Origin of the sequence: Streptomyces phaeofaciens (assembly GCF_014648915.1) — a bacterium.
Taxonomy (GTDB): domain Bacteria; phylum Actinomycetota; class Actinomycetes; order Streptomycetales; family Streptomycetaceae; genus Streptomyces; species Streptomyces phaeofaciens.
This window is the reverse complement of sequence record NZ_BMSA01000001.1, coordinates 343,733-360,071: the sequence shown is the minus strand read 5'-3', so window position 1 is coordinate 360,071 and position 16,339 is coordinate 343,733. Positions and strand designations below refer to the sequence as shown.

The window sequence follows — 16,339 nt, the reverse complement described above, 5'->3', positions numbered from 1 at the left end:
AACGGTGAACTTCCGACGGACCGCCGGCGGGCGTTCCCGCGGACACGGCCCTCGTCCGTCCGGTCCAGTTTCCCTCAAGTGGACCGGGCATCGACCGGCACCCCCGCCCTAGGGTCCTCGTATGCATCCGACGCTTGCCGACGACCTCGCCCGGTTCCCCGAACTCCTCCAGTCCGCCCGTGACTTCGCCGTCCGCGAGCTGGACGGGCTCGACGACCGGCCGGTGGCCCGCCTCGACCGGGCACCCGGCGCCGACGTCCTCCCGGACGGGGGCGCCGGGGCCGAGGGCGCCCTGGCACGGTTCGCCGAGCGCTGGGCCCCGGGCTTCTCCGCCTCCGCCGGACCGCGCTATCTCGGCTTCGTCACGGGCGGCGCAACCCCCGCCTCGGTCGCCGGGGACTGGCTGACCGGCGCGTACGACCAGAACGGCTCGGGAGCGGCCGGCTCCTGGGCGGCCGCGCTGGAGCGGGAGGCGGTGGCCTGGCTGCGGGAGCTGTTCGGACTCGGCGAGGCGCACTCCGGGGCGTTCGTGACCGGCGCGACCGTGTCGAACACGGTGGGGCTCGCCGTCGCACGGGAGTGGCTCGGCGAGCGGCTGGGGGTGGACGTGTCCCGGGACGGCGTCGCGGCGCTGGGCCCGGTCGACGTGCTCTCCGGCAGCCCGCACTCCAGTGTCGGCAAGGCACTGTCCGTCCTCGGCATCGGCCGCGACCGGCTGCGGCGGGTACCGGTGCTGCCCGGGAACCGTGAGGCCGTCGACGTCGACGCGCTGGAGCGGGCCCTCGCCGCGCTGGACGGCCGGCCCGCGATCGTCGTCGCCAACGCGGGCACGGTGAACACGGTCGACTTCGACGACCTGCGGAGCATCGCGGCGCTGCGCGAGCGGTACGACTTCTGGCTGCACGTGGACGCAGCCTTCGGCGGTTTCGCCGCCCTCTCCCCCGCGTACGCGGCCCTCGTCGACGGGCTCGACGCGGCCGACTCGGTCTGTGTCGACCTGCACAAGTGGCTGAACGTGCCCTACGACGCGGCCGTCCAGTTCACCCGGCGCCGCGACCTCCAGGTGCGGGTCTTCCACAACGCCTCGCCCTACCTCGGCCTGCCCACCGGCGAGCCCGACTTCCTCCATCTGACCCCGGAGAACTCCCGCCGGCTGCGCGCCCTGCCCGCGTGGTTCTCCCTGGTGGCGTACGGACGGTCCGGGCACCGCGAGATCGTCGAGCGCAACGTGGCCCTGGCCGCGCGCCTCGGCGAGGGGGTGGCCGCGCTCGACGGACTGCGGCTGCTGGCCCCGGTCCGCCTCAACGTGGTCTGCTTCACCCTCTCCGAGGACCCCACCCCGAAGCGGGTGGCCGCGCTGGCGGACGCGGTCGCCGCCTCCGGGGAGGCCTTCCTGACCCCGACGGTGTACGACGGGGTGCCGGGGCTGCGGGCGGCGTTCAGCAACTGGCGGACGTCAAAGGCGGATGTGGCCCGCGTGCTCGCGGCGCTCTCGGCCCGGGACTGATCGACTCGGCCGATATCGTGCGGGCATGTCGGCGTTCATACAGCAGCTTCCCGCGCTCATCGGGGTCGTGATCGGTGCCCTCGGCTCGTATCTGGCGATCGTGCGCAGCGACGGGGCGAGGTTCCGGCGCGAGACGGCGGCGCGATGGGAGGAGCGCCGGCTGACGGTGTACGGCGAGTACGCGCGGGCACTGAAGAAGTCGGTGAACCTGACCTACCGGGTCGCCTCCCATCTGGGCAACGACCCGCACCCGCACCCCCTGTCCCCACAGGAGGCGGAGCCGCTGCTGGCGGCGGCGACCGACGGACGCGACCCGGCCGGCGAGGCCCTGATCATGCTGGGCAGCCGCGATGTGGTGGAGCGGGCGCGGGTGTGGGTGACGGCGGTGATGGACATGGAACGGTTCATGCGCGAGGGGACCCGCGATCCCGCCGCCTGGCAGGCGTTGCTGGAGCGGCAGCGAGCCGGCCGCGAGGGGTACTACACCGCCGTACGCGAGGATCTCGCGCTGCCGCCGGGGCACCCGGCGCGCTGGCCGACCCTGCCCGTCGCCGACGCCTGAGGGCTCAGCGGTAGCCGGTCGGGTCCGCCGGCTTGCCCGGGTCCTGGACCTCGACCATGTAGCGCCAGGCGTCCGGGCGGCTGCCGTCGAGGTCGGTGAAGCCGTACACCGGGGCGAGGCCGCCGCTGGAGAAGGACTGTCCGTTGAGCCGGGCCACCTCGGGGTCGGCGGCCAGCGCGGCGACGGCCCGGCCGACATAGCGGGGGGTCTCCGAGATGGCGAAGTGCGGGACGCGGTCGAGGGCGTCGCGCCAGTTCTCCTCGCGTACGCCGAAGTTGTCGAGCATCATCTCCGAGCGCAGCCAGCCCGGGGTGAGCGCGACGGCGGTGGCGCCGCGCGGGCCGAGTTCATGGGCGAGGGCGAAGGCCATCCGCAGGACGGACGCCTTGGCGAGGTCGTAGAAGAAGTTCACTCGGTAGGTGTCACGGTTGTACTCGGCGGTTCCGTCGGTCATCTCGACGACCAGTCCGCCCGGCCGGCGCAGCAGCAGCGGAAGGGCGTGGTGGCTGGTGACGGCATGGGTCTCGACGGCGAGGCGGAGCAGCCGCAGACCGTTGTCGAGGTCGTGCTCCCAGAGCGGGGTGTCCCAGGCGAAGAGGTGCTCGCCGCCCCAGACGTCGTTGACGAGGACGTCGAGGCGGCCCTGCTCGGCGTCGATCCGCTCGACCAGGGTGCGCACCTGCGCCGGGTCGAGGTGGTCGGTGGGGACGGCGACACCCCGGCCGCCGGCCTCGGTGACCAGGTCGGCGGTGTCCTCGATCGTCTCGGGGCGGTCGTACTCGGAGCGGTGGTCCCGGGTGGTGCGTCCCGTGACGTAGACCGTGGCGCCGGCCGCGCCGAGTTCCACGGCGATGCCCCGTCCCGCGCCCCGGGTCGCCCCCGCGACCAGTGCGACCTTGCCTTCCAGCGGACCCGGCATGTCCGGCCTCCCTTTCCCTCGCGAGTGGTGTCATCGAGAGGATCCCGGGAAAACCGGACACCTTCTGTCGGCTTTGGCGGGCGGGGCGCGGATTTCTCCGCCAGGTCACCCGGCCGGGCGCAGGCCGCGGGCGGCGGGTTACGGCGACGGGTGGCGGGCGGCGCCGGGCGCGGTGCCGCTCGTGCGGAGCGCCGCCGTCAGTGGCCCCGGGCGATCCACTCCTGAAGGTGCGGTGCCTCGGCGCCGATGGTCGTGGCGTCGCCGTGGCCGGTGAGCACCTTCGTCTCGGGCGGGAGGGACAGCAGCCGCTCCCGGATGGACGTGATGATCGTCGGGAAGTGGGAGTAGGAGCGGCCCGTGGCGCCGGGCCCGCCCCGGAACAGGGTGTCGCCGGTGAACAGCACCCCGAGCCCCGGGTCGTACAGGCAGACCGCGCCGGGCGCGTGCCCGGGGGTGTGCAGGACGGTCAGGTCGGCGCCGGCGGCCTCGATGACCTGTCCGTCGGCCAGATGGGCGTCGGGTTCGCGGTCGGGGTGGGTGAGCTTCCACAGCGGCAGGTCGTCGGGGTGCAGCCAGATGGTCGCGCCGGTCAGCTCCGCCAGGGCGGGGGCCGCGCCGACGTGGTCGTTGTGGGCGTGGGTGCACACGATGGCCGTCAGCCGGCGGTCGCCCACGGCCTCGGCGATGGCCGCGGCGTCGTGGGCGGCGTCGATGACGATCGCCTCGTGGTCGTCGCCGACGATCCACACGTTGTTGTCCACGTCCCAGGTGCCGCCGTCCAGGCTGAACTGGCCGGAGGTCACGAGACGTTCGATGCGCGCGGCCATCACAGCACCACCACCGAACGCAGGACGTCACCGTGGTGCATCCGGTCGAACGCCTTCTCCACCTCGTCGAGTTGGATGGTCTCGGTCACGAACGCGCCGAGATCCAGGCGGCCCTGCTGATGCAGGTCGATCAGCATGGGGAAGTCGCGGGAGGGCAGGCAGTCTCCGTACCAGGAGGACTTCAGCGCGCCGCCGCGTCCGAAGACGTCGAGGAGGGGGAGTTCGAGCTTCATCTCGGGGGTGGGGACGCCGACCAGGACGACCGTGCCGGCGAGGTCACGGGCGTAGAAGGCCTGCTTGTACGTCTCCGGGCGGCCGACCGCCTCGATGACGACGTCGGCGCCGAAGCCGCCGGTCAGCTCGCGGATCGCCTCGACCGGGTCGGTCTCCTTGGAGTTGACGGTGTGCGTGGCGCCCATCGCCTTGGCGGTGGCGAGCTTGCGGTCGTCGATGTCGACCGCGATGATCTTCGCCGCGCCGGCCAGGTTCGACCCGGCGATCGCCGCGTCGCCCACGCCGCCGCAGCCGATGACCGCGACCGTGTCGCCCCGCCCGACGTTGCCGGTGTTGATCGCGGCGCCGATGCCCGCCATCACGCCACAGCCCAGCAGCCCGGCCACCGCCGCCGACACCGACGGGTCGACCTTGGTGCACTGACCGGCGGCCACCAGCGTCTTCTCGGCGAAGGCGCCGATACCGAGGGCCGGGGAGAGCTCGGTACCGTCGAGGAGGGTCATCCTCTGCTTCGCGTTGTGCGTGTCGAAGCAGTACCAGGGCCGCCCCCGCAGACACGCACGGCACTGGCCGCACACGGCCCGCCAGTTGAGGATCACGAAGTCACCGGGGGCGACATCGGTGACACCCTCGCCGACCGCCTCCACGACACCCGCCGCCTCGTGCCCGAGCAGGAACGGGAACTCGTCGTTGATCCCGCCCTGCTTGTAGTGCAGGTCGGTGTGACAGACCCCGCAGGCCTGGATCTTCACCACGGCTTCGCCGGGGCCGGGATCGGGGATCACGATCGTCTCCACCCGCACCGGCTCGTTCCTGCCCGGTGCGATCACTCCGCGTACTTCCTGCGGCATGGTGCTGCCCCTTTCGTCGGCGGTCATCCGTCCCACTGCCGACCCTACGCGTGACTGATCGGTAGGGACGTGGCCGACCAGCCGCCGAACCCCTCCTTCCGGCCACGTCACGGGGCCGCCGCCGTAGCCTGAAGGCTCCGTCCGACCGCCGAGGAGCGCCGTGAGCATCGCAGAGACGACCGACGAACGGCCCCCGTGGCGGCTCCTGCTCGACTACGTCCGGCCGCATCGCTGGTCCCTGCTCCTGGGCGCGGTGCTCTCGCTGGTCACCGGCGCCACCGGGCTGCTGCTGCCGCTCGTGGCCAGGGGACTGATCGACGACCTGTCCCACGACCGGGCGATAACCGGCGCGCTGCTGGCGCTGTCCGGTCTGGTCGTCACCAACGCGGCGGTGGGGGCGCTGGGTTCGTACGTGCTGCGCCGCACGGCGGAGTCGGTGGTGCTCGGTGCGCGGCGGGCGCTTTCGTCGTACCTGCTGCGGCTGCGGATCACGGCCGTGGACCGCAGTGAGCCGGGCGATCTGATGGCCCGGATCACCTCGGACACGACCCTGCTGCGCGAGGTGACCACCGACTCGCTGGTGGGCCTCGGCACCGGCGGACTCACGCTCCTCGCGACGGTGGTGATGATGGGTCTGGTGGATCCGGTGCTGCTGGGCGTGACGCTCGCGGTCGTCGTGGGCGCGGGCACGGTGCTGGGCGTGATCGTGCCCCGCATCAACCGCGCGAGCCGGCGGGCGCAGGACGCGGTGGGCGTCATGGGAGCGTCGCTGGAGCGGGTGCTGGGCGCGCTGCGCACCGTGAAGGCCTCGGGTGCCGAGCACCGCGAGGAGGAGACGCTGCACACGGCGGCCGAGGAGTCCTGGCGGCAGAGCGTGCGGGCCGCGAAGTGGTCGGCGGCGGCCGGGAACACGGCCGGGCTGGCCATGCAGACCGCGTTCATCACCGTGCTGGCGGTGGGCGGGGCCCGGGTCGCGACCGGCGCGATCGATGTCGCCACGCTGGTGGCGTTCCTGCTGTACGTCTTCTATCTGATGTCCCCGATCCAGCAGGTCGTCGGCGCGATCACCCAGTACCAGACGGGTTCGGCGGCCCTGAGCCGGATCCAGGAGGCGCTGCGGCTGCCCGCGGAGCCCGCGGCCCGGCCCGCCCCGCTCCCCTCCCCCGCCGAGGAACCGGCCGCGCTGGCCTTCACCGACGTGCGCTTCCGGTACGCCGACGATCTGCCGTACGTGCACCACGGGGTGACGTTCGACGTCCCGGCGCGGGGCATGACGGCGTTCGTGGGACCGTCGGGCGCGGGCAAGACCACGGTGTTCTCGCTCATCGAGCGGTTCTACGACCCCGAGTCCGGCACGATCACCCTCGACGGACGCGACCTCGGCGCGTGGGAACTGCCCCTGCTGCGGTCCTCCATCGGGTACGTGGAGCAGGACGCTCCGGTGCTGTCGGGCTCGCTGCGCGACAACCTGCTGCTGGGCAATCCGGAGGCGGACGACGACGCGGTGCGGCGGGTGCTGAAGACGACCCGGCTGGACGGGCTGACCGCCCGGCTGCCCCAGGGTCTCGAGACGCTCGTCGGGCACCGGGGGACCAAGCTGTCCGGCGGTGAACGCCAGCGGGTGGCGATCGCCCGCGCCCTGCTGCGGCGGCCCCGGCTGCTGCTGCTCGACGAGGCGACCTCACAGCTGGACGCGGTGAACGAGGCGGCGCTGCGCGACACGGTCGCGGACGTCGCCCGGACCACCACCGTGCTGGTGGTGGCGCACCGGCTGTCGACGGTGACGACGGCCGACCGGATCGTCGTCATGGACGGGGGCCGGGTCCGCGCGGTGGGCACGCACCGTGAACTGGTGGCGGGCGACCCGCTCTACGCGGAGCTGGCGGCGACCCAGTTCCTCGCGTCGGCGGAGTTCCTCGCGACGGAGGAGTGAGGCTGCCGGGCGCCACCGGCCGGCACACCCGTGGGGCCGCCGCCCGACGGTCCGGGCGGCGGCCCCACGGGGGCGGACCGGCGATCAGGTCTCGATGGCGGGCAGCAGCCCCGTGACGGGCGCGGCGAGGTCGGTGAGCTGGTGCAGCTCGTTCAGCTTGCTCAGCTGGTGCACGTTCTTCACTTCGGACAGCTGCCGGGAGATCTTCGGCAGCTCGCCCCGGCTCTCCTGCGGAAGCTGGCTCGCGGCGAGCGCGTCCAGGGCGGCGATCGGGTTCAGCTTGCCGGCGTCCGGGGCTTCGGCCGCGTTCGCCAGGGGGGCTGCGAGGCCGGTGAACCCGGCGGCGAGCGCGGCGGCGGCGACGATGCGTCGAGGGGAGATCATGACATCGGCAACGGCCGCCGCGCCCCGGCGGACACGGGTACGGCGTCCGGCTCACCCGTGAGGACGACGGTCCGGCTGCGCTTGCCGAGCCCGGTGCGGCGGAGGAGTCTCGAAGATGGGATACCGGGCGCCCCGGCTCCCCAGGTTCGCGATTCTCCAGGGAGGTCACCATGGGCACCGCATCACGCTCCGCCTTCGACACGGAGACCCTGCGCAGGGGTGTGGAGGGGCAGTCCGCGGCCCCACTGTTGTCGCTGTACGCGGACAACGCGGAACTGCGCGTCATCGACCACACCGCCCAGCCCAGCAACCCCCGGGTGCTGCGGGGCCGGGACGAGATCGGCGCCCTCCTCGAGGACGTCTACAGCCGGGACATGTCGCACAAGCTGGAGGAGTGCATCATCCAGGGCGACCGCGCCGCGTTCAGCGAGTCCTGCCTCTACGCGGACGGGGTGCGTGTCCTCGCCGAGTCGATGATCACGCTGCGCGACGGCAAGATCGTCGAGCAGACGATGATCCAGGCATGGGACGAATAGGGAGGCGGTTCGCCAGGGTCCGGTTCACCTCCCGGCTGACCTGGAGCTTCTCGGTCCGGGCCGGGCTGGGGCGGGAACGTCCGGCCCGGACCCTGCTGCCGGCGCCGGTTTCCGCGGCGGGCCGACGGGTGTCCGTCGCGGTGCTGCGGACGGCGCTGGAGGCGGCGCGGCCCCGCCCGCTCGCCCCGCCGACGCAGGGCGCTCGCCGACGGCGGCCACGGCCACCACGGCCCCTGCGGCGGCGGTGACCGCCCGCCCTCGCGGATCGTCAGGCGGCCGCAGCGGCGCGCCGGGCCCGCCGGACGTCCGCGCGAAGCCGGGCCAGCGCGACCGCCGTTCCGGCGGCGACGGGGACCAGCGGCCAGAACACGGGGCCTTCGCCGAGGGCGCCGAGGACGACGAGGCCGAGGATCGCGGCGACCCCGGTGAAGAACCCGAACACACCGGCCGGACCCCGCACGTCCGGTGCCACCCGGCCGCGGCCGCCCAGGCCCGCCAGGAACGCGGCGGCGGACACGGCCAGGGCGATCAGATAGCCCATGATCAGCGGGTAGAGCACGAACAGCGTGATGTCCGTCGCCTGCGGGTGCCAGCCCCGCCACACGTCACGCCCGTCGATCTCCACGACCCGGCCGTGCCACAGGCCCACGGTGGCCCGCCGGCCTTCCCGGAGGCCGTGCACGGACTCCTCGGGGACGCCGTGGAGCGTCTTCGTACCGTCGGCCAGGCGCAGTTCGATCGTGTACTCGGTGTAGTGGTAGGAGGCGCCGCCGCCGTCCTGGCCGCCGCCGGTGGTCCCGGACTCCGTGTGGGAGGTCATCTCCGTGACGGTGGCCCCGGCCGTGCGCAGGGTGCCGTTCGACCGGGCGAGCGCGATGCCCGTCTCCTCGTAGGTGCGCCAGGAGAGCAGCAGGATCAGGGCGGCCATGGCGATCCGGAAGGCCACGAGTGCCGCCCGGCGGCGCGGGCCTGCCGTCCGCCGCGTGTCCGGTGCGCGCCCTGTCGTCGTGTCACCGGTCGTCTCCGTCATGGCCCGGCCCCCTCGTGTCCCGTGCGGGGCGGGCGGAAAGCCTGCCCCGCACGATCACACGCCGTACGCCGGACGGCGGTTGCACGACGCCCGGTGCGTCAGGTCAGCGTCCACTTCTGGTTGTCGCCGGTCCCGCACGACCACAGCACCATCGGGGTGCGGTTGGCCGTGCCCGCCCCGGAGGCGTCGAGGCACAGACCCGCGTTGACGTTGGTGAGGGTGCCGTCGGCGTTGACGTTCCACTTCTGGTTGTTCTGGCCGTTGCAGTCCCAGATCACGACCTTGGTGCCGTTGGTCGTGCCGAGGTTGTAGGCGTCCAGGCACTTGTTGCCGTACACCACGAGTTCCTTGCGGGAGGTGTACGTCCAGGCCTGGTTGGAGCCGCCGTTGCAGTCCCAGATCTCGGCCTGGGTGCCATTGGTGATCGTGTTGTTGTAGAGGTCCAGGCAGCGGCCGGACTGCTTGCCGACGACCAGGGTGCCGTTCGTGCCGGGCAGCGGTCTGACCGTGATGTCGGCGAGGGTCGGGGCGCCCGTGAAGGTCAGGCTGTTGGCGGAGCCCTTGGACAGGGCGACCTGGAGGGTGATCGTGCCCTGGCCGGAGCCCGTCGGCGGGAAGGAGACGGCGGTGGTGGTCTGGCCGTTGACCTTGAGGGTCGCGGTGCGGGCCGTGGCGGAGGTGTTGGTGTAGGCGACGTCGACGACCTTCAGGCCGGTGGCGCCGGCCACCACGCCGGAGAAGCCCGAGGTGCCGGTGTAGGTGCTGCCCGAGGCCTCGGTGCCGCCGGTGACGGTGAGCATGACCGAGCCGCCCGCCGGGACGTTCGCGGTGTAACTCGTGCCGTACGAGCCCACGTCGGCGCGGGCCCACAGGTCGCGGACGGTCGCGGAGGCGCCGGTCAGACCGAGGTCGGACCAGCGGACGGTGATGTCCTTGGCGGCGGAGGTGCGGTTCAGCAGGACGACGGCGCGCTTGCCGGTGCCGGCGAGGACCTTGCCGTACACCTGCGCCCCGGTGGTGTCCTCGGCGACCTTGACGCCCTGGAGCCCGCGCGGGTCCTGGTCGACGGCGACGACCTCGGGGTTCTTGAGGATGTTCGCGGTCTCGGTGGTCATGGTGGCGAGGTTGTTCCCGGCGAGGAGCGGCGCCCCGGAGACGGCCCACAGGTTCATGTGGGTGCGGTTCTGGGCGGCGGTGAAGCCGTCCATGCCGACCATCAGCATGTCGGGGTCGTTGTAGTAGCCGGTGTGCTGCGCGGTCGGGTGCAGGCCCTGGTCGAAGTTGGACAGCAGGTTCGTCATCGAGGGCTTGTTGCCCCAGTAGACGATGTCGGTGCTGGTCCGGAACATCGGGGCGAGGCCGGGGGCCCAGTTCCAGGTGTTCTGGTAGCCCCAGTTGCACAGGGAGAGCGTCAGCGGGCGGCCGGTGGCGGCCGTCGCCTCGGCGACCGCCGCGCTGATCGCGGTGTACGTCGTCGGCGCGTCGAGGCCCTCGGCGTCACCGCCGCACCAGTCGACCTTGACGAAGTCGAAGCCCCACTTCGAGAACTGGAGCATGTCCTGCTCGTAGTGGCCCTCGCTGCCGCTGCCCGGGGCGGCGGGACGGCCGGTCGGGTAGTAGTAGCCGCAGCCGTCCTTGCCGGCGTCGGTGTAGATGCCGGCCTTGAGGCCCTTGCTGTGGATGTAGTCGGCGATGGCGCTCATCCCGCCGGGCCACTCGGACTCGTCGACGGTGATGTTGCCGTCACCGTCTCGGGTGCCCTGCCACCAGCCCTCGTCGATGTTGATGTACTCGTAGCCCGCCTCCGGCAGTCCGGCGGCGACGAACGCGTCGACCTGCTGCTTGATCACGGCGTAGTCGATGACGGCGGCGAAGCTGTTCCAGGACGCCCAGCCCATGGGCGCCTCGGGGACCGGTATCTGACGGCTCGTCGCGGCCTGGGCGGTGCCGGGCTGGACGAAGAGCAGGGCGGCGGTCGCGGTCAGCACCAGGGCGAGGGCGCGCACGGCGGCGGTTCTCAGGCGCCGGACGAGGCTCGGGCACGGTGGGGGAAACATGCGGCGGCTCCGAAATTCGATATATCGAACGAGTGTCGGCAAACCGAACGGTTGCGCGCCGAAAGTAGAGCCGGCCGGGGGCGAAGTCAACGGCTGCGACAGAAGTGGCGCGACAGCGCCTGACGAGTGAAGTGGCCGTGATGTCACGGCCGTTCGCCCCCACGGAGGCCGGTCGCCGCCATACTGTCCGTCGTGCGAGTGGCGATCATGACGGCGGGCTCCCGGGGCGATGTCGCCCCCTTCACCGGGCTGGGGCACGCGCTCGTGCGCGCGGGCCACGAGGTCACCCTGGTCACGCACGAGAGGTTCGCGCCACTGGTGGACGGCTCGGGGGTGGGCTTCCACCCGCTCCCGGTCGACCCGCGCGCCGAACTGGAGTCGGCGCGCGGCCGGGGGCTGCACCGCAGCGCGACCGGCGCCGGCAAGCTGCTGCGGGTGGTGCGGATGGCACGGGCGCTGGTCGGCCGGATGGCCGACGACGTCCTGACGGCGGCCCGCGGGAGCGATGTCCTGCTGCTGTCGGCGTCCGTGGCACCGCTCGGCCACACGGTCGCCGAGGGACTGGGGCTGCCGGCCCTCGATCTCCCGCTCCAACCGATCGCGCCCACACGGGAGTTCGCGCCGCCCATCCTCGGCGGCGGGTCCTTCGGCGGGCTCGGCAACCGGCTCGCGGGCCACGGGGTGGAATGGGCCGTCGACCGCGTCTTCGCTCCCGTGCTGCCCGAGGTCCGGTCCCGGCTGGGACTGCCGCCCGGCCGCACCCGGCCGCCGTCCGCCGCACCGGTGCTGCACGGCTTCAGCCCCCTGGTCGTCCCCCGGCCCGGGGACTGGCCCCCGGCGCTGGACGTCACCGGCTACTGGTGGCCGTACGACCGTGAGCGGCGCCTTCCGGCGGCCGTGCGGGACTTCCTGGACGCGGGGCCGCCGCCGGTCTTCGTGGGCCTGGGCAGCGCGACCGTGCCCGATCCGGCCAGGCTGAGCGCACAGGTCGTCCGGGCGCTGCGGCGGGCCGGACTGCGCGGGGTGATCCAGCGCGGCTGGGGCGGGCTGGCGGCCGACGGCGACGACATGCTGACCGTCGACGAGGTGCCGCACTCCCTGCTGTTCCCCGAGACGGCGGCGGTGGTCCACCACTGCGGGGCGGGGACGACGGCCGCCGGGGTGCGGGCGGGGGTGCCCGCCGTACCGGTGCCGGTCCAGTTCGACGAGAGCTTCTGGGCCGGCCGGCTGGTCACGCTCGGGGTGGCACCGGCCGCGCTCCCGCTGCGCCGCCTCACCGCCGAACGCCTGGCCGCGGCCCTCGTCCGGGCGACCCGGGAGCCGGGCTTCGGCGAGCGGGCCAGGGAGCTGGGCGCCCGGGTGCGCGAGGAGGACGGGACACGGCGGGTGGTGGAGGCGGTGGCCCGGCTGAGGTGACCCTCCAGACCGCCGCCCCCTAAGGCCTCCCGGGCTCCCACCCCGACGGCCGCAGGATCCCCAGCAGTTGCCGCACCAGCTCGTCGACCACCTCGTCCAGGGTCGCGGCCACCCGTCCCGCGCTCCAGTCGTGGAGCAGGCCGTTGACGCTGCCGATGAAGGCCGTCGCGGCGAGCCGGTAGTCGCGGGGCACGGCCTCCCCCCGGTCGGCGGCGGCCGTCGCCTCGGCGCAGATCAGCTCGACCCAGCGGGCGCGGCGCTCCAGGCGCTGCTCCTCCAGCCGCGGGCTGACGCCGACGATCTCGACGAAGGTGATGCGGATCCGGCGCGGGTCGGCGGTGACGTCGCCGGCGTAGGCGCGGAAGATCGCGGTGACCCGCTCGGCGAGCGGCAGGCCCTCCGCGGCGGCGAACGCGGCCACCACCGCCTCCTCGGCCCAGTCGTTGACCTGGAGGTGCAGCACCGCCAGGACGTCCTCCAGGGTGCGGAACTCCTCGTAGAACTGACGGGTCGACAGGCCGGCCGCCTCGCTGAGCGCCGCCACGGTCGTGCCGCGGTAGCCGGGCGTCTCGCCGAACAGCCGCAGTGCCGCGGCCAGGAACCGCGCGCGCCGCTCGGCCTGCCGCTCCTCGGCGGACCGTCCGCCGTAGCGTCCCGTCGGCGCCCTGAGCCTGCCCGTCACTGACCCTCCCTCGTCGCTCCGTGCTCCCCCGCCGTCGATTTTGTCGTGTACGGAGTCTTGTGGCGAAGGGCGCCCCTTCCTTACTTTCCAGTAAGTCCACTCTGAACGCAGCCGTGTTCAGATTCGGGCGCCCCGCTCCTTCCGCCACCCCCGAGGAGAAAGAGCAGTCATGGCTGCCTTCAGAACCAGGCACCTTTGCTCCGTAGCCGCCGCCCTCGTCCTGACCGTCACCGCTCCCGCGACCGCCGCCACCGCCACCGCGTCGGAGGCCGACTCGGCCGCCGCGCTGCGCGAGGTGATGTTCGTCGGCAACAACTGGGAGGGCACCGCGGACGTCATCGGGTCCACCGGTGACTTCGCGAAGATCGGCCGGATCAATGTGATCCCCGACAAGAACGCCCGGATGGCCGAGATCAACGCCAACCCGATCAAGTGGATCTACTTCCAGGCCATCCGCAACGGTGTCGGCGAGGGCCACGACCAGTTCGTCGACGACATGTACACCACGCCGGACGGCACCTCGGTGGTCGTCTCCCGGCCCAGCTTCGCCGATGTCGTCTCGATCGACCTGGCCACCGGGAACATCAACTGGCGCTTCCCGGTGTCCGGTTACCGCTCCGACCACATGGCCGTCTCCCCCGACGGCACCCGGGTCGCCGTCTCCGCGTCGATCTCGAACACCGTGCACGTCCTGGACATCGGCACCGGCAGACAGCTGGGCTCGTTCAAGACCGGCGACAAGCCGCACGAGAACATCTTCACCAAGGACGGCGCGTACATCTACAACATGTCGATCGGCGACGTGAACACCTCGCAGGACGCCCCGTGGCAGGACTTCACCAAGGGCGACCGGCGCATCACCGTCGTCGACGCCACCACGTACCAGCAGGTCAGGGTCATCGACATGCGGGCAAAGCTGGACGCGATCGGTCTCACGGACTACTCGGACGCGGTGCGCCCGGCCGTGTTCTCGCCGGACGAGTCGAAGCTGTACTTCCAGGTGTCGTTCTTCAACGGCTTCTTCGAGTACGACCTGGCCACCGACCGCATCACCCGCACGAAGACCCTGCCGAAGAACCCGGCGACCAGCGACGACCGCACCACCTTCGTCAACGACTCGCGCCACCACGGCATCTCGATGAAGCCGGACGGCACCAAGCTGTGCGTCGCGGGCACCATGGACGACTACGCGACGGTCGTCGACCGCGCCACCCTCCAGGAAGGCCCGCTGATCACCGCGTCCAAGCCGTACTGGGCCACGGTCAGCGGCGACGGCCTCAGCTGTGTGATCTCCGAGAGCGGCGCCGACCAGGTCACGGCGATCGACTTCGCCACCGGCCGAAAGATCGTCTCGGTCCCGGTCGGGGACCATCCGCAGCGGGTGCGCCTCGGCCATGTCGCCCCGGGCTGGACCGGACCCACCGGCTGACCGAACCACGGGGGTGGGTGGCGGGCGCCCGCCACCCACCCCCGTGCGTGCGCCGGGACTATCCGATCTTCTGAGCGACCCAGGCCGAAAGCTCCCCGCGGGCCGCGGCCAGCAGGGTCGCGGACGGCGCGGCCGCCCCGTTGGTGACGAGGGCGTAGTGCACGGTGCCCGAGTCGGTGGTGCTGAGCAGCAGACGCCGGCTGCCCGTGCCGCCGGGCTCCGCCGCCGCGGCGATCTTGGTGGTGGAGCTGTACACGGGCGGGCCGTACACCGCGCCGAGGTCGGAGACGACCGTGGTGGACGCGGTCGGGAAGGACGCGGGCAGATGCAGCTCGGTGGGTGCCGCGCCGCCGCCCGACCGCCAGACCAGCAGCCCGTACTGGCCGGAGCCGACCAGTGACGCCACGTTCGGCAGGGAGCTGGGCACGGGGTTCCAGGTGAGGGTGGTGGAGCCGTCGCGGGAGCGGTCCTCGTAGGTGAAGGCGATGCTCGTGCCGGAGGTGGCGCTCGGGTAGACGCGGTCGACGAGCCGGGCGTCCTGACGGAGCGTCACCGTGGCGCTGTCGTCGAGGCGTACGGCGGACAGGTCCTCGTCGTTCCAGGCGTCGGCGGCGGTGAGGAGCTTGTCGGGGTTGCCGTTCATCAGCTCGTGGTGGCGGCCGTTGTAGATGTCCCACTGCCACTGCGAACCGGACAGGACCGGGCCGGAGTTGACGGGGGTGGACCACCAATTGGCGCCCTTCACCCGGGAGTCGAGCGCCTGGTACATCGCCTTGAGGACGGTCGGGGCCTTGCCGGCCGTCGTGCCGTTCAGGGGATGGCCGAACTCGCTGACGATCGCGGTGGTCCCGAGCGCCGAGGCGCGGTCGCGGACGGTGCCGAAGTCGGTCACGTACTGGCCGTCCGCCGCGTTGCCCCACATCAGGACGCCGGAGATGGCCTTCTGGTCGTAGAAGTGGGTGTTGAAGACATAGCGGGAGCCCAGCGTGCCGGCGTCGAGGAGGCCGCCCTCCTCCTTGCTGACATTGCCGTTCCAGAAGAGGTTCGGCTCGACGAACGCGGGCTTGTCGGTCCAGCCCGCCGCGTCCATCCGGGCCCGGAACTTCACGTAGAAGGGCCACAGCAGGTCGCGTTCCCAGGCGCGGCTGGCCTGGCCGGAGTCGTAGGTGCCGGCGTAGGGCTCGTTGTACGGGTCGAAGCCGACGATGCCCGCGAACTGCTCGGTGCTGAGGTTCTGCCTGAGGTACGTCATGGTCTGCTGGGCCATGGACAGGAAGGAGTCCTGGAGCCCGTGGGCGTTGTGCCAGAAGTCGTACTGGGCGGCCTTCACCGCGCCGTTCTGGGTGATGTTCTGCCCCCACAGGAAGCAGATGCCGCAGGACTCGGTGGGGTAGTCGCCGAGGTCCACCGCCCACGCGGGCGCCCCGTCGCCGGTGTACCAGCTGCCCGTGTTGAAGAGGTGGCGGGAGTACAGGTCCTGGTGGAAGTCGGGATAGACCCGGATCCCGGCGTCGAGGAAGGCGCGGATCTGGGCGGTGGCGGCGGCCAGGTAGGTGGTGTCGACCTGGCCGCGCACGGGTTCCGCGTAGGCCCAGGAGAGCAGGAAGCGGACGGAGTTGCCGCCGCCGAGGGCGCGCAGGGCGGTCGCCGACTTCTTGGCGTCGGCCACCGAGGCGAAGGGCAGGCCCTTGTTCTCGTCCAGCTTGGTCTCGCCGGAGACGTTGTAGCCGCGCAGCACGACCTCGCGGCCGCCGGCGTCGACGAAACGGCCGCCGGACACGGTGAGGGCGGAGCCGTCGAAGGAGAGGGAGTCGGGGATGGTGGCGGCGGTGGCGGTGGGGGTCCCCGCCATCGTCAGGAATCCGCAGAGGACAACCAGAACAGCGAGCAGACGTGCCCGGATATTCGGCATGTCCACTACAGTCCGGTGATTTCAGGACACCGTCAATACCATCTGACTCACGAGTAAGGT

General features: G+C 72.3%; 15 protein-coding genes. 7 read left to right on the top strand and 8 right to left on the bottom strand.

The annotated features are described in order from the left end of the window. The first annotated feature begins 121 nt into the window (after positions 1-121). Together IE275_RS01585 and IE275_RS01580 are read left to right on the top strand one after the other, a co-directional pair. Entirely contained in the window at positions 122-1,507 is a 1,386-nt protein-coding gene (locus IE275_RS01585; RefSeq protein ID WP_189706616.1) for a pyridoxal phosphate-dependent decarboxylase family protein, read from the top strand. Positions 1,508-1,532: 25 nt separating this feature from the next. Beyond that, positions 1,533-2,069: a hypothetical protein gene (locus IE275_RS01580; RefSeq protein WP_189706614.1), complete on the top strand. Its 537-nt coding sequence runs from the start codon at positions 1,533-1,535 to the stop codon at positions 2,067-2,069. 4 nt (positions 2,070-2,073) lie between these two features. Here IE275_RS01580 and IE275_RS01575 read toward each other — a convergent pair whose 3' ends face one another. The 3 genes from IE275_RS01575 to IE275_RS01565 form a co-directional block, all read right to left on the bottom strand. After that, entirely contained in the window at positions 2,074-2,988 is a 915-nt protein-coding gene (locus IE275_RS01575; RefSeq protein ID WP_189706612.1) for an SDR family oxidoreductase, read from the bottom strand. 197 nt (positions 2,989-3,185) lie between these two features. After that, entirely contained in the window at positions 3,186-3,815 is a 630-nt protein-coding gene (locus tag IE275_RS01570; protein ID WP_189706610.1) for an MBL fold metallo-hydrolase, read from the bottom strand. Further along, a complete protein-coding gene (locus IE275_RS01565; protein WP_189706608.1) occupies positions 3,815-4,900 on the bottom strand; it encodes an S-(hydroxymethyl)mycothiol dehydrogenase in 1,086 nt (361 codons plus the stop codon). The genes IE275_RS01570 and IE275_RS01565 overlap by 1 nt, the downstream gene beginning before the upstream one ends. 160 nt (positions 4,901-5,060) lie before the next feature. Between IE275_RS01565 and IE275_RS01560 the strand changes: the two genes are divergently transcribed. Next, entirely contained in the window at positions 5,061-6,833 is a 1,773-nt protein-coding gene (locus IE275_RS01560; protein WP_189706606.1) for an ABC transporter ATP-binding protein, read from the top strand. Positions 6,834-6,917: 84 nt separating this feature from the next. On the opposite strand, the gene IE275_RS01555 is transcribed toward IE275_RS01560, so the two are convergent. Then, the gene (locus IE275_RS01555) at positions 6,918-7,217 is read right to left on the bottom strand and encodes a hypothetical protein (protein WP_189706605.1); all 300 of its coding nucleotides are present in this window, start codon (positions 7,215-7,217) and stop codon (positions 6,918-6,920) included. Positions 7,218-7,387: 170 nt separating this feature from the next. On the opposite strand from IE275_RS01555, the gene IE275_RS01550 reads away from it, so the two are divergent. Beyond that, positions 7,388-7,753 (top strand): nuclear transport factor 2 family protein, encoded by a 366-nt coding sequence (locus tag IE275_RS01550; protein WP_189706603.1) that lies wholly within the window; start codon positions 7,388-7,390, stop codon positions 7,751-7,753. Continuing rightward, on the top strand, positions 7,741-8,001 hold the full coding sequence (locus IE275_RS01545) for a hypothetical protein (protein WP_189707403.1): 261 nt from the start codon (positions 7,741-7,743) through the stop codon (positions 7,999-8,001). The genes IE275_RS01550 and IE275_RS01545 overlap by 13 nt, the downstream gene beginning before the upstream one ends. A gap of 20 nt (positions 8,002-8,021) precedes the next feature. Here IE275_RS01545 and IE275_RS01540 read toward each other — a convergent pair whose 3' ends face one another. Together IE275_RS01540 and IE275_RS01535 are read right to left on the bottom strand one after the other, a co-directional pair. After that, complete coding sequence (locus tag IE275_RS01540; RefSeq protein ID WP_189706601.1) at positions 8,022-8,783, bottom strand: hypothetical protein; 762 nt, start codon at positions 8,781-8,783, stop codon at positions 8,022-8,024. Between the two features lie 98 nt (positions 8,784-8,881). After that, positions 8,882-10,840 (bottom strand): ricin-type beta-trefoil lectin domain protein, encoded by a 1,959-nt coding sequence (locus IE275_RS01535; protein ID WP_189706599.1) that lies wholly within the window; start codon positions 10,838-10,840, stop codon positions 8,882-8,884. Positions 10,841-11,047: 207 nt separating this feature from the next. Between IE275_RS01535 and IE275_RS01530 the strand changes: the two genes are divergently transcribed. Continuing rightward, positions 11,048-12,256, top strand: a complete 1,209-nt coding sequence (locus tag IE275_RS01530; protein ID WP_189707346.1) for a glycosyltransferase — start codon at positions 11,048-11,050, stop codon at positions 12,254-12,256. Between the two features lie 19 nt (positions 12,257-12,275). Here the strand turns inward: IE275_RS01530 and IE275_RS01525 are convergent, their stop codons facing one another. Next, on the bottom strand, positions 12,276-12,938 hold the full coding sequence (locus tag IE275_RS01525) for a TetR/AcrR family transcriptional regulator (RefSeq protein WP_189706597.1): 663 nt from the start codon (positions 12,936-12,938) through the stop codon (positions 12,276-12,278). A 169-nt stretch (positions 12,939-13,107) separates the two neighbouring features. Between IE275_RS01525 and IE275_RS01520 the strand changes: the two genes are divergently transcribed. Then, positions 13,108-14,367 carry a YncE family protein gene (locus IE275_RS01520; RefSeq protein WP_189706595.1) on the top strand — a complete coding sequence of 420 codons (1,260 nt, stop codon included), beginning with the start codon at positions 13,108-13,110 and terminating at the stop codon, positions 14,365-14,367. A 58-nt stretch (positions 14,368-14,425) separates the two neighbouring features. Here the strand turns inward: IE275_RS01520 and IE275_RS01515 are convergent, their stop codons facing one another. Beyond that, the gene (locus tag IE275_RS01515) at positions 14,426-16,279 is read right to left on the bottom strand and encodes a cellulase family glycosylhydrolase (RefSeq protein ID WP_189706593.1); all 1,854 of its coding nucleotides are present in this window, start codon (positions 16,277-16,279) and stop codon (positions 14,426-14,428) included. Between the last annotated feature and the right edge of the window lie 60 nt (positions 16,280-16,339).